Origin of the sequence: Streptomyces sp. VRA16 Mangrove soil (assembly GCF_017377775.1) — a bacterium.
Taxonomy (GTDB): domain Bacteria; phylum Actinomycetota; class Actinomycetes; order Streptomycetales; family Streptomycetaceae; genus Streptomyces.
Map to the genome: position 1 here is coordinate 66616 of NZ_JAFVLN010000002.1, position 19562 is coordinate 86177.

The 19562-nt window shown below is 71.4% G+C and carries 17 protein-coding genes; 13 read left to right on the plus strand and 4 right to left on the minus strand.

Translation table 11 applies throughout. The features are described 5' to 3' along the window. The first annotated feature begins 50 nt into the window (after positions 1 to 50). From J3486_RS06270 to J3486_RS06295, 6 genes are read left to right on the plus strand one after another with little or no spacing between them, the layout of a single operon-like run. On the plus strand, positions 51 to 1721 hold the full coding sequence (locus J3486_RS06270) for an extracellular solute-binding protein (protein ID WP_207819032.1): 1671 nt from the start codon (positions 51 to 53) through the stop codon (positions 1719 to 1721). Further along, a complete protein-coding gene (locus tag J3486_RS06275) occupies positions 1721 to 2761 on the plus strand; it encodes a sugar ABC transporter permease (protein WP_207819033.1) in 1041 nt (346 codons plus the stop codon). The genes J3486_RS06270 and J3486_RS06275 overlap by 1 nt, the downstream gene beginning before the upstream one ends. Beyond that, a complete protein-coding gene (locus tag J3486_RS06280; protein ID WP_207819034.1) occupies positions 2758 to 3684 on the plus strand; it encodes a carbohydrate ABC transporter permease in 927 nt (308 codons plus the stop codon). The genes J3486_RS06275 and J3486_RS06280 overlap by 4 nt, the downstream gene beginning before the upstream one ends. Further along, entirely contained in the window at positions 3681 to 5693 is a 2013-nt protein-coding gene (locus tag J3486_RS06285; protein WP_207819035.1) for a beta-galactosidase, read from the plus strand. Before J3486_RS06280 ends, J3486_RS06285 begins: the two co-directional genes overlap by 4 nt. Next, positions 5683 to 7893, plus strand: a complete 2211-nt coding sequence (locus tag J3486_RS06290; RefSeq protein ID WP_374194695.1) for a glycoside hydrolase N-terminal domain-containing protein — start codon at positions 5683 to 5685, stop codon at positions 7891 to 7893. Before J3486_RS06285 ends, J3486_RS06290 begins: the two co-directional genes overlap by 11 nt. Before the next feature lie 58 nt (positions 7894 to 7951). Then, positions 7952 to 8647: a hypothetical protein gene (locus tag J3486_RS06295; RefSeq protein WP_374194704.1), complete on the plus strand. Its 696-nt coding sequence runs from the start codon at positions 7952 to 7954 to the stop codon at positions 8645 to 8647. A 23-nt stretch (positions 8648 to 8670) separates the two neighbouring features. Here J3486_RS06295 and J3486_RS06300 read toward each other — a convergent pair whose 3' ends face one another. Beyond that, positions 8671 to 9687 carry a LacI family DNA-binding transcriptional regulator gene (locus J3486_RS06300; protein ID WP_207819037.1) on the minus strand — a complete coding sequence of 339 codons (1017 nt, stop codon included), beginning with the start codon at positions 9685 to 9687 and terminating at the stop codon, positions 8671 to 8673. A 193-nt stretch (positions 9688 to 9880) separates the two neighbouring features. After that, complete coding sequence (locus tag J3486_RS06305) at positions 9881 to 10069, minus strand: hypothetical protein (RefSeq protein WP_207819038.1); 189 nt, start codon at positions 10067 to 10069, stop codon at positions 9881 to 9883. Positions 10070 to 10143: 74 nt separating this feature from the next. Here J3486_RS06305 and J3486_RS06310 point away from each other — a divergent pair, with 74 nt between their 5' ends. Beyond that, a complete protein-coding gene (locus tag J3486_RS06310; RefSeq protein ID WP_207819039.1) occupies positions 10144 to 10659 on the plus strand; it encodes a hypothetical protein in 516 nt (171 codons plus the stop codon). On the opposite strand, the gene J3486_RS06315 is transcribed toward J3486_RS06310, so the two are convergent. Beyond that, entirely contained in the window at positions 10637 to 10903 is a 267-nt protein-coding gene (locus J3486_RS06315) for a hypothetical protein (protein ID WP_207819040.1), read from the minus strand. The genes J3486_RS06310 and J3486_RS06315 overlap by 23 nt on opposite strands. A gap of 56 nt (positions 10904 to 10959) precedes the next feature. On the opposite strand from J3486_RS06315, the gene J3486_RS06320 reads away from it, so the two are divergent. The 6 genes from J3486_RS06320 (at position 10960) to J3486_RS06345 (ending at position 18743) form a co-directional block, all read left to right on the plus strand. Beyond that, entirely contained in the window at positions 10960 to 11691 is a 732-nt protein-coding gene (locus J3486_RS06320) for a DUF1275 family protein (RefSeq protein WP_207819041.1), read from the plus strand. Between the two features lie 286 nt (positions 11692 to 11977). Then, the gene (locus tag J3486_RS06325) at positions 11978 to 12205 is read left to right on the plus strand and encodes a type A2 lantipeptide (RefSeq protein WP_207819042.1); all 228 of its coding nucleotides are present in this window, start codon (positions 11978 to 11980) and stop codon (positions 12203 to 12205) included. Positions 12206 to 12353: 148 nt separating this feature from the next. After that, positions 12354 to 13154 (plus strand): HlyD family efflux transporter periplasmic adaptor subunit, encoded by an 801-nt coding sequence (locus J3486_RS06330; protein WP_207819043.1) that lies wholly within the window; start codon positions 12354 to 12356, stop codon positions 13152 to 13154. Next, positions 13151 to 15379: an NHLP family bacteriocin export ABC transporter peptidase/permease/ATPase subunit gene (locus J3486_RS06335; RefSeq protein WP_374194696.1), complete on the plus strand. Its 2229-nt coding sequence runs from the start codon at positions 13151 to 13153 to the stop codon at positions 15377 to 15379. Before J3486_RS06330 ends, J3486_RS06335 begins: the two co-directional genes overlap by 4 nt. A gap of 1 nt (position 15380) precedes the next feature. After that, the gene (locus J3486_RS06340; RefSeq protein WP_207819045.1) at positions 15381 to 18224 is read left to right on the plus strand and encodes an NHLP bacteriocin export ABC transporter permease/ATPase subunit; all 2844 of its coding nucleotides are present in this window, start codon (positions 15381 to 15383) and stop codon (positions 18222 to 18224) included. A gap of 9 nt (positions 18225 to 18233) precedes the next feature. Further along, complete coding sequence (locus tag J3486_RS06345) at positions 18234 to 18743, plus strand: hypothetical protein (RefSeq protein WP_207819046.1); 510 nt, start codon at positions 18234 to 18236, stop codon at positions 18741 to 18743. 36 nt (positions 18744 to 18779) lie between these two features. On the opposite strand, the gene J3486_RS06350 is transcribed toward J3486_RS06345, so the two are convergent. Further along, a complete protein-coding gene (locus J3486_RS06350) occupies positions 18780 to 19463 on the minus strand; it encodes a GntR family transcriptional regulator (protein ID WP_207819047.1) in 684 nt (227 codons plus the stop codon). Positions 19464 to 19562 lie beyond the last annotated feature (99 nt).

Consider the following 19562-nt stretch of genomic DNA (forward strand, 5'->3'; position numbering starts at 1 on the left):
CGACATGTGCGCGACGCGCTGGCCGTGTTGTCCTCGAAGGGTTGCCTGCAATGACGCCGAACTCGCCCTCCACTCCCAGCCGGAGAAGTTTCCTCGCCTCCACGGCGGTCGCCGCAGCCGCCGTGGCCGGGGGGATGCCGCTGCTCGCCGCGTGCGGCGGGTCCGACACCAAGGACCGGGAGGGTGCGACCTCCGGCAAGAACGCGCAGAAGATGCTGCCGGCGTTCACCGCCAGCCAGCTCGTCCAGCCCGACATCCCGGCGAAGAACGGCTCGCCCGCCGGCTACACGCAGAAGGTGGACCTGTCGGCACTGAAGACCTCGGTGCCGCAGAAGCTGGGAACCGGCACCCCCTTCAAGATCATGTCCCCGTTCTGGGGCTCCCCGCCCAAGCCGGGCTGTGCCTACTACACCCAGCTCGACAAGATCGCCGGAACCAGGATCACCTGGCAGAACCAGGACGGCACGAAGTACGGCGACAAGCTCGGCGCGGTCCTCGCCTCCAGCTCCATACCGGACATGGTCGTCGTGCCGAGCTGGGAGCTGACCGGCAAGATTCCCAGCGCGGTCTCGGCCAAGTTCATGGACCTCGGCCCCTACCTGGCCGGCGACAAGGTGAAGAAGTACCCGAACCTGGCCGCGATCCCCTCCGACGCCTGGCGCATGAGCATCTTCGGCGGCGCGCTGCGCGGCCTCCCGATGCCCGCCGCCAGCGCCCCCGGCAACGCGCCCTTCTACCGCAAGGACATCTTCGACAAGAAGGGCTGGCAGCCGCCCACGTCCCCCGACGAGCTCCTGAGCTGGGCCAAGGAAGCCAACAACCCCAAGGCGAAGGTGTACGCCTGCGGCGACCTGTGGTGGATCGCGCAGGGCATGTTCAGCGTCCTGCCCGCGGGAACGCTCGGCTGGATCATCGGGGACAACGGCAAGCTGACGTGCCGGTACGACCAGCCCGAGTACCTTGAGGCCCTGGAGTGGATGCGCAAGCTGTTCGACGCCGGTGTCGTCCACCCCGACGAGAAGGCGCGCACGGGCGACTCGGGCCAGCGGTTCACCGCCGGCCAGATGCTCGTCTACCAGGGCAACCTCGCCGACTGGTGGGGCAAGACCGCCGAACAGGCCAAGTCCAACCCGGACTTCGAGATGGGTGCCCTCGACATCTTCGGCCCCGACGGCGGCAAGCCGGTGCTGTATGCCCAGCAGCCCGCCACCATCTGGTCGTTCATCCGCAAGGGTGCCTCCAAGGAGGTCATCGAGAACGCGCTCGCCGCAGCGAACTTCTCGGCCGCCCCCTACGGCACCAAGGAGCGGATGCTCGTCGACTACGGCGTCGAGGGCACCCACTACACCGTCAAGGACGGTGTCCCGGTCAAGAACGACCGCGGCAACTCCGAGGTCCTCAACGCCTGGGCGATGCTGGCGCAGCCCGCCCCCTTCACCGCGCACCCCGACCTGCCCGACATCGCCCGCAAACAGGTCGAGTGGCAGCAGCGGCAGGGCGCCAACCTGAAGAAGACCTCCACGTTCGGCATGAACATCATCGAGCCGTCCCGGTACGCCAACCTCGCCACTCCGTTCGAGCAGCTGGAGCTGGACTACGCACGCGGCCACAAGTCGCTGTCCGATGTGCAGCAGGCCATCTCCACCTGGAAGTCGTCGGGGGGCGACAAGCTGCGCGACTGGTACAAGAAGCTCCTCGACGAGAACGGCAGCGGCAACTGATGTCCATCACGGCCGGGAGCCGCCCCGACGGTACGCGCCCCCCGGCGGCCGTCGAGGAGCCGGTCGCCGCACTCGCCGCGGCGAAGACCACACCCGACAAGCGGGCGAAGACCAAGGTGCCCTGGCGGGGTCGCTGGCGCCGCGACCGGGTGCTGATCCTCATGACGCTGCCCGCCATCGTCCTCGTCCTCGTCTTCAACTACGTCCCGCTGCTCGGCAATGTCGTGGCCTTCCAGGACTACGACCCCTATGTCTCCAGCAACGGCGTCACCGCGATCTTCCACAGTCCGTGGGTGGGCGTGGAGCAGTTCAGCCGCATGGTGAACGACGCGTCGTTCTGGAGCGCGGTCAAGAACACCCTCGTGCTCTTCATCCTCCAACTCGTCCTGTTCTTCCCGGTTCCCATCGCCCTCGCGCTGCTCATCAACAGTGTGATCCGGCCCCGGGTGCGGGCCGTGGCACAGGCGATCATGTATCTGCCGCACTTCTTCTCGTGGGTGCTCGTCGTCACCGTCTTCCAGCAGGTCTTCGGCGGGGCGGGCATCATCGCCCAGACCCTCCAGGACCACGGCTGGGGCGGCTTCGACCTGATGACCAACGCGAGCTTCTTCAAGTTCCTGGTCACCGCGCAGGCCGTGTGGAAGGACGCCGGCTGGGGGATCATCGTGTTCCTCGCCGCACTCGCCGCCGTCTCCACCGATCTGTACGAGGCCGCCGCCATGGACGGCGCGGGCCGCTGGCGCCGCATGTGGCACGTGACCCTGCCGGCGCTGCGCCCGGTGATCGCGCTGCTCCTCGTGCTCCGCGTCGGCGACGCGCTCTCGGTCGGGTTCGAGCAGTTCCTGCTCCAGCGCGACGCGGTGGGCACGGGCGCCGCCGAGGTTCTCGACACGTACGTGTGGAGCATGGGCCTGCAGAACGGCGACTTCAGCTACGCGGCCGCGGTCGGCCTCGCCAAGGGCGTCATCGGCCTCTGTCTCGTGCTGGCGGCGAACAAGTTCGCGCATCTGCTCGGCGAGCAAGGGGTGTACCAGAAGTGAGTCTCAACACGCAGTTGATCCGTAGCCTCCAGGCGCCGCCGCGCCCCGTGTGGGAGGAGCCCCCGAGCAGGGCCGGGCTCACCCTCAAGGGCGGGTTCCTCACCCTGTGCTGTCTCGGTGTGCTCGGCCCGCTGTGGATCGTCATCGTCACCAGCCTCTCCCCGAAGGCGGTGATCGACCGGGTCGGTGGCCTGGTGGTGATCCCGCAGGGCATCACCTTCGTCAACTACAAGGAGCTGCTCAGCGGCGGCCAGGTCAGCCGGGCCATGATGGTCTCGGTCGGTGTGACGCTGTGCGGCACGCTGTTCTCGATGGCCGTGTCGGTGCTCGCGGCCTACGGACTGTCCCGGCGCGGCAGCCTCGGCCACCGGTACTTCCTCGTGACGCTGATGGCGACGATGTTCTTCGGCGCGGGTCTCATCCCGACGTATCTGCTGGTGCAGTCGCTCGGGCTGACCGACACCTATCTCGCGCTGATCCTGCCGAGCGCGGTGAGCGTCTTCAACATCCTGGTCCTGCGGGCCTTCTTCATGGGCATCTCGCCCGAACTCACCGAGTCGGCCCGCATCGACGGGGCCGGGGACCTGCGGATCCTCCTCACGATCGTGATACCGCTGTCCCGCGCGGTGCTCGCCGTCATCTCCCTGTTCTACGCGGTCGGGTACTGGAGCGCCTGGTTCAACGCCTCCATCTACCTCAGTGACCAGCGGATGCTGCCGCTGCAGAACGTCCTCATCCAGCTCGTGGTGCGGCACACCGAGGCGCCGACCGGCCTCCAGGAAGCGGTCCACACGGGGCGTCTCTCCCCCCTCGGGCTGCAGATGGCCGTCATGATCCTCGCCCTGATCCCCGTCGCCGTCGCCTCACCCTTCGTCCAGCGCCACTTCAAGAAGGGCATGCTCACGGGGGCGGTGAAGGGATGACCGGGCCAAGGATTCCGATCGCGCCCGACGGACGACTCCTGTTCGGCGGCGACTACAACCCCGAGCAGTGGCCCGAGGAGGTCTGGACCGAGGACGTCCGCCTGGTGAAGGAGGCCGGGGTCACCTCGGTGACGCTCGGCGTGTTCTCGTGGGCCAAGCTCGAACCACGGCCGGGAGCGCGGGAGTTCGGCTGGCTGGACCGGCTGATGGACCTGATGCACGCGCACGGCATCGGCGTCGTCCTCGCGACGCCGACCTCGGCGCCGCCGCCGTGGCTGGGCCGGCTGCACCCCGAGACGCTGCCGCGCGACGAGAACGGGCAGACCGTGTGGTGGGGGTCGCGCCAGCAGTTCGCGCACTCCAGCAGCGTCTACCGGCGGTTCGCCGCGGCGATCACGGAGGACCTCGCCCAGCGGTACGGGCACCATCCGGCGCTGCGCATGTGGCACATCAACAACGAGTACTGCACGTTCGACTACGGCGACGAGGCGGCACGGGCCTTCCGTGACTGGCTGCGCCGCAGGTACCGGACGCTGGACGCGGTCAACGAGGCCTGGGGCACGGCCTTCTGGAGCCAGCACGTCGAAACGTGGGAGGACGTGATCCCGCCGCGGCGCGCGCAGTACATGCGCAATCCCACGCAGGTGCTCGACTTCCGCCGGTTCACCTCGGACGCGCTGTTGGAGTGCTTCGTCGCGGAACGCGACATCGTGCGCCGTCACTCTCCCGCGCACATCCCGGTCACGACGAACTTCATGCCGTTCTGGACCGGTCAGGACGCGTGGACGTGGGCCCGGCAGGAGGATGTCGTCTCGGTCGACATGTACCCCGATCCGCGCGACCCGCTGGGCGGGCAGTACAACGCGATGATCGGCGACATGACGCGCGGCCAGGCCGGTGGCGCGCCCTGGATGGTCATGGAGCAGGCGGCGGGCCCCGTGAACTGGCGCGGCGTGAACCATCCCAAGCCACACGGCCTGAACCGGCTGTGGTCCCTTCAGTCGGTGGCCCGGGGCGCGGACGCCATCTGCTACTTCCAGTGGCGGCAGTCCCGGCAGGGTGCGGAGAAGTTCCACTCGGGGATGGTCGACCACGCCGGCGAGGAGGGTCGTGTCTTCGCCGAGGTGAAGCGGATCGGCGCCGAACTCGCCCTGCTGGAAGGGGAAGTGGCGGGCACGGGGGTCACGGCCGATGTCGCCGTCCTGCACGACTGGGAGTCCTGGTGGGCCGGGAGCCAGGACGGCCGGCCGTCCACGCACGTCGTGTACGAGGACGTGGTGCGGACCTGGCACCGAGGGCTGTGGGAGGCGGGGCTGACCGCGGACTTCGCCCACCCCGAGCACGATCTGTCCGGCTACCGGGTCGTGGTCGTGCCGCAGCTGTATCTGCTGAGCGACGCCGCCGTGGACAATCTGCTCGCGTACGCGCGCGGCGGCGGGTCCGTGGTGTGCGGGTTCTTCTCCGGGGTGGCCGACTCCGACGACCGGGTGCGGGCGGGCGGGATGGACGCGCGGCTGCGCGAGCTGTTCGGCATCCGCACGGTGCACGAGTGGTGGCCGCTGGATCCCGGACAGACCGTCGACTGCGGGGAGTTCACCGGTTCCCTGTGGTCGGAGGAGCTGACCGCGGCGCCGGACGCCGAGGTGGTGGCGGCCTATCGCGGCGGCGAGCTCGACGGACTCCCGGCCGTGCTGCGCCGTGGCAGCGCCCGCTATCTGTCGACCCTTCCCGAGCCTTCGGCTCTGCGCACGCTGCTCGCGGACGTGGCCGCCGAGGCGGGCGTACGGCCTCCACTGTCCGGCCTCCCCGCAGGTGTGGAGGCCGTACGCCGCGGCGACGTGCTGTTCCTGCTGCACCACGGCACCGGTGACGTTGTCGTCGAACTCCCGTCGGACGAGGGGCCGTTGCGCGATCTGCTGACGGGCACGGAGCACTCCGGGTCCGTGCCCCTGGGTCGTTACGGGGTCGTGGCGCTGCGCGCCGCCCGAGGGGGCGACCGTGCTGCCTGAGCATCCCCACGGCACCTGGGAACCGGCGCCCGCCGCGCGCTGGGAGGACGCCTTCCTGAGCGGGAACGGCCGTCATGGTGCTCTTGTGTTCGGTGACCCGCACGACGACCGGGTGATCGTCACCCATCATGCGCTGGTGCGTCCGGACGGCGGCCCGCAGCCGATGCCGCCGCAGCTCGCCGCGCAACTGCCGCTGCTCCAGGACCGGTTGCTGGCCGGTGATGTCACCGCGTCGGAGCGGTTCACGGACGGGCGGGCGCTCCGATGGGTGCGGGCGTTCCATCCCGGGTTCCAGGTGCGGTTCGCGCGCGACAGCGTGGTGTGGCGCAACTACCGCCGCTGGGTGGACTTCGCGACGGGCGAGTGCGTGGCGCGCGCCGGCGGCTGGCTGGGGCGGGTCTTCGTCTCGCGCGCCGACGACGTCGTGGTGCAGTACGCCACGGGGGCCGCGCTCGACGGAGAGGTGTCGCTCGACGCGCGGCTGACCGGGGTGCCGGGCGGGCTCGGTGTGGGGCGCGGCGTCGTACTGACGTCGTACGGCGCTCAGTTGACGCTGCGCTGCCGGTATCCGGACAGCGATCTCGCGTACACGGGCGTGACGGTGGCACTGGTGCGCGGCGGCCGGACGGCGGTGGGCACGACCGGGCTCCGCGTCACGGGCGCCGACGAGATCCTGCTGCTCACCCGCGTGCACCGGCATCTCGGGGAGCTGGACGCGGGCGCCGAGGCGACCGCGCTCGCCGAGCTGCTGGACGGCGACGACACGGCGGGCACGTACGCGAGACTCCTCGACCGGCACACGGCACGGCACCGGGCCGCCTACGAGCGGGTCACCTTCGACCTCGGCTCGCTCCCGACCGAACGGGCCTTGTCCGGAAGCGAGTTGGTGCAGCGTACGGACAGTCCTGCCCTCCTTGAGCGGCTGTTCGCGGCGGGCCGCTACCACCTGCTCAGCTCGTCCGGAGCACTGCCGCCGCGGCTGACCGGCCTGTGGACCGGCGAGTGGGACACGGCCTGGTCCGGGGCGTTCACCACCGACGCCAACGTCAACCTCCAGACGGCGTCCGCCACCGCGTGCGCGCTCCCGGAGGTCACCGAGGCCCAAGGCGCGCTGATCCAGTCCCAGTTGGCGCACTGGCGGGACAACGCCCGGGACATCTTCGGGGCGCGGGGCATCGTGGCGCCCGCGCACACCGACGGCGAGTCGGGGCACGCCTACCACTTCCAGCGGGAGTGGCCGATGCACCTGTGGACCGCGGGCGCCGACTGGCTGCTCACCCCGCTCGTCGAACAGGCCGAGGCGAGCGGCGAGCGTCCGCTCTGGCTCGGGTCCGGGCTCGCCGAACTCGCCCTGTTCTACGAGGACTTCCTCACCAGGACCGGGCCCGACGGGCGGATCGTGATCGTGCCGTCCTACTCGCCGGAGAACCGGCCGGCGAACGCCAGCTGGGGCACCCTGAACGCCACGATGGACATCGCGGCGGCCCGGCACGCCCTGCGCACCGCGGCCGCCTGGCACCCGGGCCCCGACGGCGACCGCTGGAACGCGCTCGCCGACCGGCTGCCCGACTACCGGATCAACGACGACGGGGCGCTCGCCGAGTGGGCGTGGCCCGGCCTGGAGGAGACCTACGACCACCGGCACCTCAGCCACCTGTACCCGGTATGGCCGCACCATGAGATATCCCCCTACGCGACACCGGAGCTGGCGAAGGCGGCGCAGCATGCGCTCGCGCTGCGCGGCGCCGAGAACGACTCGGCGCACAGCCACCTCCACCACGCCCTGATCGCGGCCCGGCTGTGCGACGCGCCCCGCGTCGCCGAGGCGCTGCGCCAGGTCCTGACCGGCGACTACTTCCACCCCTCACTGATGAGCGCGCACTATCCGCGCCGCGACGTCTACAACGCGGACGCCGCGCACACCCTGCCCGCGCTGCTCGTCGAGGCACTGCTCCAGTCGACGCCCGACCGGCTCGTGCTGCTGCCCGCGCGGCCCGTGTCCTGGCGGCGCGGCGCCGTGCGCGGCCTGCGCACCCGGTTCGGCGCGACGGTCGACCTGTCCTGGAAGGGCGGCGTCTGCACGGCCGTCGTCCGGCCGGGGCGGGACGCGGTCGTCGGCCTCTCGACCCCCGCCGGCGACGACAGGCAGCTGCGCCTGGTCGCGGGCGAGGACCGCGAACTCACCGTGAGGACGCGGTAGTTATCCCCCCACCGACCATGGAAGGGACACCATGGCACAGGAACCGCAGAACAGATCGCTGAGCCGCCGCACCGTCCTCGGCTCGGTCGTCGCGGCCGGGGCGGCACTCGCCCTGACCGCGTCGCCCGCGCAGGCGCTCGTCTGGTCGTCGTCCGACCAGTGGGGCAACTACACCACCTCGGACGGCTACGTCCTCTACAACAACATCTGGGGCTCCGGCGCGGGCGCCCAGACGATCTGGGCCAACTCCTCGTCCAACTGGGGCGTCTGGGCGAACCATCCCAACACCGGCGGCATCAAGTCGTACCCGAACGCGAAGAAGGTCGTCGGCCGCTCGATCAGCTCGCTGTCGTCCCTGAGCAGCAGCTACAACGTCACCGTCCCGTCGTCCGGCGCGTACAACACGTCGTACGACATCTGGGACACGAACTACGCCAACGAGATCATGCTGTGGGTCAACTACAACGGCGCCGTCGGCCCACTGGGCGGCTCCATCGGCAATGTCACGCTCGGCGCCCACACCTGGACCGTGTACGTGGGCTCGAACGGGTCCAACAACGTGTACTCGTTCCTGCGCACGTCGGACTCCACATCGGGCACCGTCGACATCCTCTCCATCCTGAAGTGGATGAAGAACACCAAGGGCCTCATCGGTGATGTGACCATCGGTGACGTCCAGTTCGGCTACGAGATCACGTCGTCGTCAGGCGGTCTGGACTTCGTGACGAACAGCTACAGCGTCTCCAGCAGCTGATCCGTACCCGCGGATCGCGCGGCTCAGGCGTCGGCGAGCGCCTGGGCCGCACTCTCGCGCACGGTCAACTCCGGTGCGAGCAGCACGACTTCCTCGTCCGAGCCGCGCCCCTCGATCTGCGCGATGACCTGCTCGACGGCGCGCCGCCCCATCTCCTGCGCGGGCACCGCGACCGAGGTGAGCGGCACGGAGGCGTGCGCGGCGACCTGGTCGGGGCAGACGGCGACGACCGAGACGTCCTCGGGGACGGCGCGGCCCGACTGGCGCAGCAGGGCCAGCAGCGGGTCGGTCGCGGCCTCGTTCTGCACGACGAACGCCGTCGTCCCGGGACGCTCGTCGAAGATCCTCGACAACGTTGCCGAGACCGATGCGTACGAACCCTCGCAGGGGCGGTGCAGCAGCCTGAGGCCCAGGGCGGAGCTGCGCTCGCGCAGCCCCGCCAGGGTGCGCTCGGCGAAGCCGGTGCGCCGCTCGTAGACGGCGGCCGCCTCACCGATCACGGCGATCTCGCGGTGTCCGAGGTCGGCGAGGTGCTGGGCGCAGGCGGCGCCCGCGGCCGCGAAGTCGAGGTCCACGCAGTTGAGCCCGGTGGTGTCGGCCGGCAGGCCGATGAGGACGGCGGGACGGGAGGCGGTCCGCAGCAGCGGCAGCCGCTCGTCGTCCAGCTCCACATCCATCAGGATCATCGCGTCGGCGAGCGCGCTGCCCTCTATGCGGCGCACCGCCTGGGCGCCCTCCTCGCCGGTGAGCAGCAGGATGTCGTAGCCGTGGGTGCGGGCCGCGGTGGCGACGGCCATCGCGATCTCCATCATCACGGGGACGTACATGTCGGTGCGCAGCGGCACCATCAGGGCGATGATGTTCGACTTGCTGCTGGCGAGCGCCCGCGCTCCCGCGTTGGGGTGGTAGCCGAGCTGGCGCACGCTGTTCTCGACGCGCTCCCGGGTGGCGGCGGAGATGGACCGCTTGCCGCTGAGGACGTAGCTCACGGTGCTGGCGGAGACTCCGGCATGCCGGGCGACCTCGGCGAGCGTGACCATGTCGTTCTCCTGAGCCGTGACGTGGGGACGGAACGCTCCGGCGCGAAGCGCTTCGACTGCGGCGGGTTGCCAGGGGCCGTTCGGGATCTCAACCTTCGGAATCCCGACCCTATGACTCCGGATGGGAGCCTGTCCATAAGTGAGTCGAAGCGCTTCGACAGGGGTGGCCTGCGCCGGTCGCCCGGCGGGCCCGTCACACGCCCCTGGCGCACAGGGTAGTCAAAGCCCGGCGTGATCGTGCGGGGCGTCGGGCAAGTCCGCCGAGGACCTCCCGGGTGCGCAGCCGCGCGTCGGCGTCGGCGTCGGCGTCCGCGTCGGCGTCGGCGTCGGCGTCGGCGTCGGCGTCGGCGTCGGCGTCGGCGTCGGCGTCGGCGAGATCCATGCCGCACCGGGCCGCCGAGATGACGCACTCGACAGCGGGTGGCCGAGGCTGCGGGCCCGGCTAGTCTGGCCCGCATGTCCATCCCCTGGCGGTCCAGTGCCGCGGAGTTCGAGCGGATCCTCGGGCGCCGCGGCGCCCTTGGCGGTGTCTGCGACATGGAGGCCGCCTGGGGCGCCTTCGAGGAGTTCGCGCAGGTGCCGGTCGAGGGGGTCGCGGGTCCCGAGGAGGACGGCGACGGGCTGATCGTGCAGTGGGGGACGTGGGACCGGGGCGACCGGGACGGGACGTACTCCGGGCTCTCCTTCGGGCGGCAGCTGGCCGTCGACGAGGGAGCCGACCGGAGCGACCCGTACTGGCAGCCCGGGTACTGGCAGGTGGAGTTCCGGGCCCGCTTCGCCGACGACGCCGCACCGGGGCACCAGCCCGTCATCGCAGGCGGGGACAGCGGGTTCGACTTCGCCGCGCTCGGTGCGCCCCGGGCGGCGGCGCTCGCCGCCCTGCGCCGCCTCGTCGACTGGGAGCCCGCGCTCAGCGCGCTGTGGCGGGCCGCCCCGGTCTCCGTCGAGGTCACACTGGACCAGGCCTGTTGAGGGGCTGCTCGGCGGGCGGTGCCGCCTCGGCCCCGGCACGGAACCGGAACCCCAAGGCATGGACGAGCGCGCGGACCAGGTCCTCCGCCGGCGAATCGCACTCGGCCACGAGGACGGCTTGCAGCCACCACGCGTAGTCCGCGGCCCGGACGGCCGGCGACTCCGTCAGCGGTCCGTCGGCCCGCGCCACGATGAACGATCCGTTGAAGCCCATGGCCGAGACCTTGGACGCGACCACTGACACGGCCGTTCACCCCGCCATCGCGGCCCCCACTCCTGAACCGTTCTACCGTCGGGCCCATGAACAATCGCGCCCAAGTCACCCTCCTGTTGCTCGCCGCGGCCTCCGGTGCCGTGGACGCGCTGGCGTTCACGGCGCTGGGCACCGTGTTCGCCGGGGTCATGACCGGGAACCTCGTGCTGCTCGGGATCTCGGCGGGGCAGGGGTCGATGGCGGAGGTCGCCGGGCCGCTGTACGCGCTCGGCGGGTATGTGGCGGGCGCCGCTGCCGCCGCCCTCGTGTGCAGGACCGGGAAAGAGGGCGGCACGTGGGGCGGGGTGTGGCCCGGGGCCGTCGTCGCGTGGCTGTGCGCGCAGTGCGGGCTGCTCGGCGCGGTCGCCGTCATCGGCGCCGCGCTCGACGGGCGGCCCGGCGGGGCCTGGCAAACCGTGCTGCTCGTGGTCGCCGCCGTGGCGATGGGCGGGCAGTCCGCCGCGATGGTCGCCGCCGGTGCGGGCGCCGCGCCCACCACCTACTTCACGGGCACCCTCACCACGCTCGTGACCGGAACCGTCGAAGGGACGGACCGGCACGCCGGTCAGTTCTGGGTCGCCGCACGCCTGACGGCCGTGGTCGGCGGGGCCGCCTGCGCCGTCGGTGTGCACGAGTCGGCGGCGCCGTGGGGATTCGTGCCGCCCGCCGTGCTCACGGCCTGCGCGGTGGCGTGTCAGAAACCTGCACAGCGATTGCGCAGAGCAGTCACGCGGGCCGCAGGAAATCCATTTCAGGCTGCACGCGACGAAACCCATTGATGCGCGAGTGTCCCCTTTGGTGAATGTGCGGGCGGGGGCCGCGCATTTCGCTCGGTGAAGAATGTGGAGACCTTGCCACCGGGTCGTGAACGGGCCTGCACCTCACGGCAATTGAGCTCGCACATCCCCTCTGACCGGTGAGCTTCCGATTGGCTGTGCGACGCGTCGGCGTGCTTTGATCCTCCGCATCGCGGAACGGCGACGGATTCGGTCCCCGCCGGTTTCCGGCACCTTCCGCGTTTTGCGAATATCCCCCGAGATACCCATGAGAAGGGCGGCTCACATCATGAGCAACACCCCCAAGGTCGAGACCCTCGAGATTTCCGACGCCGAGCTGGACAACGTCTCCGGCGGTCTCGTCGGCGGCCTCGTCGGCCAGGTCACGGGCACCGTTGACGGCATCGCCCCGGTCTCCGGCACCGTCGCCGGTGTCGTCGGCACGGTCGAGGGCCTCACCGGTGTGAACACCGGCGCCGTCACCGGCCTCGCCACCGGTCTGGTCGCCGGCCTCTGAGCCGGATCCGACGGATCACCGCGTCGCCCACCTGACGGGCGCGACGCACCCAGGCCTCGGGACCTTCCATGTCCCGGGGCCTTCGGGCGGTTTCGGGCCCCGGCCGCCGGGCCGCCGCCCGCGCTTCAGCGACGTAAGGGAAAGACCTGTGCAGTTCCGCCAACAGGCCCTGTCCAAACTGCAGTCACCGGAGAGCCTTGATCTCCCGGTGCGGCTCGCACGGCCGCAGGGACTGCTCGCGCTCGCCGTCACCGTGGTGGTGATGGCCGCGTCGTGCGTGTGGGCGGTGACCGGGTCCGTGTCGTCGACGGTCACGGCGAGCGGGATTCTCACGTACGGGCAGGGCAGTTACGTGCTCCAGACCCCGGTCACGGGACAGGTCACCGGGGTGTACGTGAAGGAGGGGCAGCGGGTCGCCGCCGACGCGCCGCTGCTCAAGATCCGTACCACGCGGGGCGATCGGGCCGTGCGGGCGATCGACGCCGGGCGCGTCACGGCGCTCGTCGCGCGGATCGGTTCCGTCGTGCGCACCGGCGCCGACGTGGCGACGGTGGAGAAGACCGGTTCCGCCCGTGACCCGCTGGTGGCGATGGTCTACGTGCCCGCGACCGGGGCCGCGAACATCCCGGCGGGGGCGTCCGTCGATCTGACCGTGCCCGCCGCCCAGCAGCACGGGGTGCTGCGCGGCACCGTGAAGGCCGTCGGGCGGGCGGCGCAGACGCGGCGGCAGATCGCCGACTTCCTCGGGGACACCGAGATCGCGGGCCAGTTGGCCAGGGGCGGCGCCCGGGTGCCGGTCCTCGTGCAGTTGAAGAGGTCCGCGTCGACCGATTCCGGCTACGCCTGGTCCACCGATGACGGGCCGCCCTGGTCCCTGACCTCGATGACGCTCACGTCCGGCGCCGTGCACCTCGCCGCGCAGCGCCCGATCGATTGGCTGCTGCCGTGACGACCACCTCCCTTCCGCCCGCAGGACACGGCCGCCGCCGGGCCAGGCCCGCCCCTCCCCCACCGCCCAAGCGGCGCGGGAGGGTGCGCACGCCGACCGTGCTGCAGATGGAGGCCGTCGAGTGCGGCGCCGCGGCGCTCGCGATGGTCCTCGCCCACCACGGCCGGCACCTCCCGCTGGAGGAGCTGCGCATCGCGTGCGGTGTCTCCCGGGACGGCTCGCGCGCCAGCAACATCCTGAAGGCCGCCCGCAGTTACGGCCTCACGGCCAAGGGCATGCAGATGGAACCGGCCGCCCTGGGCGAGGTGCAGGGCCCCGCGATCCTGTTCTGGGAGTTCAACCACTACGTCGTGTACGAGGGCATGGCCCGCCGCTTCGGCCGGCGCGGGGTGTCGGTCAACGACCCCGACAAGGGGCGCCGGTTCGTGCCGATGGAGGACTTCGACACCAGCTTCACCGGCGTCGTGCTGGTGATGGAGCCGGGGGACGACTTCCAAAGAGGCGGGCGTCGGCCGGGCGTTCTGAAGGCGCTGCCGGGGCGGCTGCGCGGCACGACGGGGACCATGCTCGCCGCGCTGCTCGCGAGCCTGCTCCTGGTCGCCGTGGGCGCGGCGGTGCCCGCGCTCGGCAAGACGTACATCGATCTGTTCCTGATCGGTGATCAGACCTCGTTGCTCGGCGCCCTGTTCGCCTCCATGGGCGCGATGGTGGCACTGACCGCCGCGCTGACCTGGCTCCAGCAGGCGAATCTGCTGCGCGGGCGCATCATCTCGTCGACGCTGAGCAGCGCCCGGTTCTTCGGGCATCTGCTGCGGCTGCCCGTGACGTTCTTCGCGCAGCGCAGCCCGGCCGACCTGGTACAGCGGCTCCAGTCGAACGACGCCGTGTCCGAGACCCTCGCGCGGGACCTCACCGCCGCGGGTGTCGACGGCATCGTCGTGCTGCTCTACGCGGCGCTGCTGTGGTCGTACGACCCGCAGCTGACGATGGTCGGCGTCGGCATCGCGCTGCTCAATGTCGTGGCGATGCGGATCGTGGTGCGGCTGCGCGCGACGCGGACGCAGAAGCTGCGCGCGGACACGGCGCGGCTGACCAACACCTCGTACACCGGGCTCCAGTTGATCGAGACGATGAAGGCGACGGGCGGTGAGGACGGCTACTTCCGCAAGTGGGCCGGGCAGCACGCGACGACGCTGGAGGAGCAGCAGCGGCTCGGGGTGCCGAGCGCCTGGCTGGGGATCGTCGCGCCGACGCTCGCCACGCTGAACAGTGCGCTGATCCTGTGGATCGGCGGTATGCGGGCGGTCGAGGGGCATCTGTCGGTGGGTCTGCTCGTCGCCTTCCAGGCGCTGGTCACCCGGTTCACCGCGCCCATCACCCGACTGAACGGCGTCGCGGGCCGCGTCCAGGACTTCGCCGCCGACGTGGCCCGCCTCAAGGACGTCGAGAACTTTCCCGTCGACACCCTCTACGCGCGCCCCGAGCAGGTGCGCAGCACGCGGCGGCTGCGCGGGCACGTGGAGCTGGAGAACATCACCTTCGGCTACAGCCCGCTCGACAAGCCGCTGCTCTCCGGGTTCTCGCTGACGGTCGGCCCGGGGCAGCAGGTGGCGCTGGTGGGCGGCTCCGGCAGCGGCAAGTCGACGGTGTCCAGGCTGATTTCGGGTTTGTACGCCCCCTGGGAGGGCGTCATCCGGATCGACGACCGGCGCCTCGACGACATCCCGCGCGGCGCGCTCGCCGCTTCTGTCTCCTTCGTCGACCAGGACGTCTTCCTCTTCGAGGGGACCGTGCGGGACAACGTGGCGCTGTGGGACCCGTCGATCAGCGACGAGGCGGTCGTCGAGGCGCTGCGCGACGCGTGTCTGTACGACGTGGTGGCGCGGCGGCCCGGGGGGATCCACGGCCCCGTCGAGCAGGACGGCCGGAACTTCTCCGGCGGGCAGCGGCAACGCCTGGAGATCGCGCGGGCGTTGGTGCGCCGCCCCAGCATCCTCGTCCTCGACGAGGTGACGAGCGCGCTCGACGCCGAGACCGAGCAGATCGTGATGGACAACATCCGCAGGCGCGGCTGCGCCTGCGTCGTCATCGCGCACCGGCTGAGCACCGTGCGCGACAGCGACGAGATCGTGGTGCTCGACCACGGGCAGATCGTCGAGCGCGGCCGCCACGAGCACCTGGTGGTGGCGGGCGGGCCGTACGCCGAGCTGGTGAGGGAGCACTGACGTGACGTACACGGAACCGGATTTCACCTCGTCGGACCAGGTCGTCGCCGCGTTCGGCGGGCTCGGCGCGCCGGTCGACTGCACGGGCCTGCGCAGTCTGCCGCTGGAGGGGCCGCAGGTGTTGTGGCTGGTCGCGGGCGGGGCGCTCGACCTGTTCGCGGTGGACGCCCTCACGCAGGGCCACTGGCACTTCCTGGGCCGTCTGGAGCCGGGCACGCTGCTGCTCGGCCCGGTGGAGGGCACGCAACACACGCTGGTGGGGCGGCCGTTGACGGGGTGCACGGTCCGCCGCATTCCGCTGCGCGAGCTGCCGTACGACGCCTCGTACGGTTCGTACGACATGGCGTGGAGCCTGCTGGAGGAGGCGTTCGCGCTGGGCGTCGGGCGCGGGCAGCGCGTCCTGTTCGAGGCGCCGCTCGACGGCCGCACCACGGACGACGGCGTCACCGGCGACGACGACGTGCTGTGGCCCCAGCTCGCCCCTGGCAGCGTGCAGTACGGCTCCGCCTACGCCGCCGACGCCGCCACCGATCTGCTCGTCGACAGCGGGCTGTGGCAGCGGATGGTGAACCAGCAGTACCGGCTGCTGTCGACCCTCGACCGCTGGATCGAACGGCTGGAGAGCGCCCACGAGGACCGGGCCGCGGCCGGGATCCGCGCGGGCGAGGCCGTCCGCGAGCAGGCCGACCGCACCCTGCTCGCCTCGATCGGGACGCGGCGCAGGCGGGGCCGGGGTGGCGCCGACGCCGGGGTCGACGCGACGTACGCGGCCTGCAAGCTGGTGGCTCGCGCGGCCGGGATCACGCTCGCCGGACCGGGGCTCGGCGGCGCGGCCGGCGACCGGATCGACCCGGTGGAGCAGATCGCGGTGGCCTCCCGGGTCAGGACCAGACCCATCCGGCTCACCGGTGCGTGGTGGCGGCAGGACGTGGGCCCGCTGATCGGGTTCCGGGCCGCGTCCGGGGCGCCGGTCGCGCTGCTGTGGCGGCGCGGCGGCTACGAGGCGGTGAGCCCGTCGACAGGAGCGCGCGAGCGCCGCACCCGGATCGACGGGGGGCCCGACGGGAACGCCTCGGACTTCGAGGAGCGGGCGACGATGCTCTACCGGCCGCTGCCGGAGGGCGAGTTGAGCCCGTGGCGGCTGATGCGGTTCAGTGCGCGCGCCATGGCGGGCGACGTGCGCAGGCTGCTGCTCGCGGGGCTCGTGACGGTGGGGCTCGGCGCGCTGGTGCCGGTCGCGACGGGCCGGGTCCTCGGCTCGTACGTACCGAACGCGCAGACCGGCCTGATCACGCAGGTGTCGCTCGCCGTGGTCGTCACGAGCATCGTGTCGGCGGTGTTCATGCTCGTGCAGAACCTGACGGTGCTGCGGGTCGAGGGCCGCGTGGAGAGCGTGCTCCAACCCGCGTTCTGGGACCGGCTGTTGCGGTTGCCGACCCGGTTCTTCGCGGCGCGCTCCACGGGTGAGCTGGCGAGCGCGGCGATGGGCATCAGCGCGATCCGCCGGCTCCTGTCGGGCGTCGGACCCGTCGTGGTGCAGGCGTCGACGATCGGCGCGATGAACCTCGTCCTGCTGCTGCTCTACAGCGTGCCCCTGGCGCTCGCCGCGCTCGGGATGCTGGTCGTGGTCGCGGGCGTCTTCCTCGTGCTCGGCCTGTGGGAACTGCGCTGGCAACGCCGTCTGGTGGTGCTCGGCAACAAGCTCAACAACCGGGCGTTCCAGACGCTGCGCGGCCTGCCGAAGCTGCGGGTCGCCGGGGCGGAGAGCTTCGCGTACGCGGCGTGGGCCGAGGAGTTCGCGCGCAGCCGGGAGCTGCAGCGGCGGGCGGGCCGCATCAAGAACATGACGACGGTCCTCAACTCGGTCTATCTGCCGCTGTGTTCGTTGCTGATGTTCATGCTGCTCGCCGGTCCCGCGCGCGGCTCGCTGTCGGCGGCGGAGTTCCTCACCTTCAACACGTCGGTGACGATGCTGCTGACGTCGGTGACCCAGCTGACCGGCGCGCTGATCTCGGCGGCGGCCGTGCTGCCGATGTACGAGCAGATCAAGCCGGTGCTCGACGCGGAGCCCGAGGTGCGCGAGGCGGCGGGCCGGCCGGGCGAGCTGACCGGGGCGCTGGAGGCGCGCGGGGTCTCCTTCCGGTACGCGGACGACGGGCCGCTGGTCCTCGACGACGTGTCACTGGCCGTCCGCCCCGGCGAGTTCGTGGCGGTGGTCGGCGAGAGCGGCTGCGGGAAGTCGACGCTGCTGCGGTTGCTGATCGGCTTCGACGCGCCGACGCACGGCAGTGTCCTGTACGACGGCCAGGACCTGGCCGCTCTCGACCGGGCGGCGGTGCGGCGGCAGTGCGGGGTGGTGCTGCAGAACGCGCAGCCGCTGACCGGCTCGATCCTCGACTGCATCTGCGGCGCCGAGTCGTTCACGCAGGAGGAGGCGTGGGAGGCGGCAGCGATGGCGGGGCTCGCCGAGGACATCCAGCGGATGCCGATGGGGCTGCACACGATGATCGCGGGCGGTGGGGCGATCTCCGGCGGCCAGCGGCAGCGGCTGATGATCGCGCAAGCGCTGATCCGGCGCCCGCGGATCCTCTTCTTCGACGAGGCGACGAGCGCGCTCGACAACGAGACGCAGCGCACGGTGATCGACAGCACCCGCACGTTGAACGCGACCCGGATCGTCGTCGCGCACCGTCTGTCGACGGTCCTGGACGCGGACCGGGTGATCGTGATGTCGCAGGGCCGCATCGTCCAGCAGGGTGCGCCCGCGGAGCTGCTGGCGGACGCCGGTGGACGGCTGCACGAGCTGGTGCGCCGCCAGCTGGCCCCGCAGGGACAGCCGGGTTAGCCTCGCGCGATGAACGCGTCGCCGCACGACTCGATGGTGGAGCTGCTCTCGGCGGACGGTCCCGACCCGGACCACGCCGAGGCGCTGATGCTCTACGGCCGCCTGGTCGGCACCTGGGACATCGGCAATCGCTACCGGTTCCCGGACGGCGTGTGGCGCACGGCGGCGGGCGAGTGGCGGTTCGGCTGGGCGCTGGGCGGGCGGGTGGTGCAGGACGTGCTGTTCTGCCCCGACTTCATGGGCCGGTTCCCCGGCACCACCGTGCGGATGTACGACGTCACGACCGGGCTGTGGCGGATCACCTGGATCTCGCCGAAGCTCCCGTCGTACTTCACCCAGGTCGGGCGCCCCGACGGCGCGGGCGGCATGGTCCAGGAGGGCGTCGACGCCGAGGGCAGGCGGACGCGCTGGACGTTCTCCGAGGTCACGCAGGACTCGTTCCGCTGGCAGGGGTTCACGCAGACACCCGAGGGCGGGTTCGACCTGTTCCAGGAGATGCACGCGAAGCGCCAGTCGTGACGGGGCGGGGCCCGGCGCCGGCCCCGTGATCCCGCGTCACTGCGGGGGTGGCACCACCGAGTCCGCCGGGCGGGAGTCGAACAGCACGTCCAGGGCCACTTCCCGATAGTGCCGCACGTGCCGCAGGGCCCGGTCCGCGGCCAGATCCACGTCACGCGCCGCGATCGCCTCGTACAGGGCGCTGTGCTCCTGCCACACCGCGCTCGGGTCGTCGACCTGCTGCAGCAGCCAGCGCATCCTGCCCTCCAGCGGCTGCAGTGTGGACGCGAGGAGTGCGTTGCCCGCGATCTCCACGATGTGCTGGTGGAAGGCGTTGTTCGCCCGGGAGATGCGGTCGGCCCTGCCGCTGCGGGTGGCCTTCTCCGCGCTGGTCAGCAGTCGGCCGAGGGCGTCGATCTGGCGCTGCTGGGCGCGCTCGGCGGCCCGTCGCACGGCCACCACCTCCAGCGCCTCCCTGAGGTCGAACAGGTCGAGCACGTCCTGGAACGAGAGCTGCTTGACGACGATCTTGCGGGCCGACACGGCCTCCAGGAAGCCCTCGCTGAGGAGCACCCGGATCGCCTCCCGCACGGGGATCCGGGAGACCCCGAACTCCTCGGCGACGTCCCGCTCCAACAGCCGGTCGCCGGGGCGCAGTTGACCGTCGATGATCCGGTCCCTGATGCCCTCGCACACCTGGTCGCGCAGCCAGCCCGCGTCGCCGGGCCCCGTGGGTGCCATGTTTCCTCCCCGTCAATTCGCACTCACGGTATACCAACGGCTTGACGCGCGGCAGCGCGATCCGCATTCTTTGGTATGCCATAGCGCAGAACGAGCACG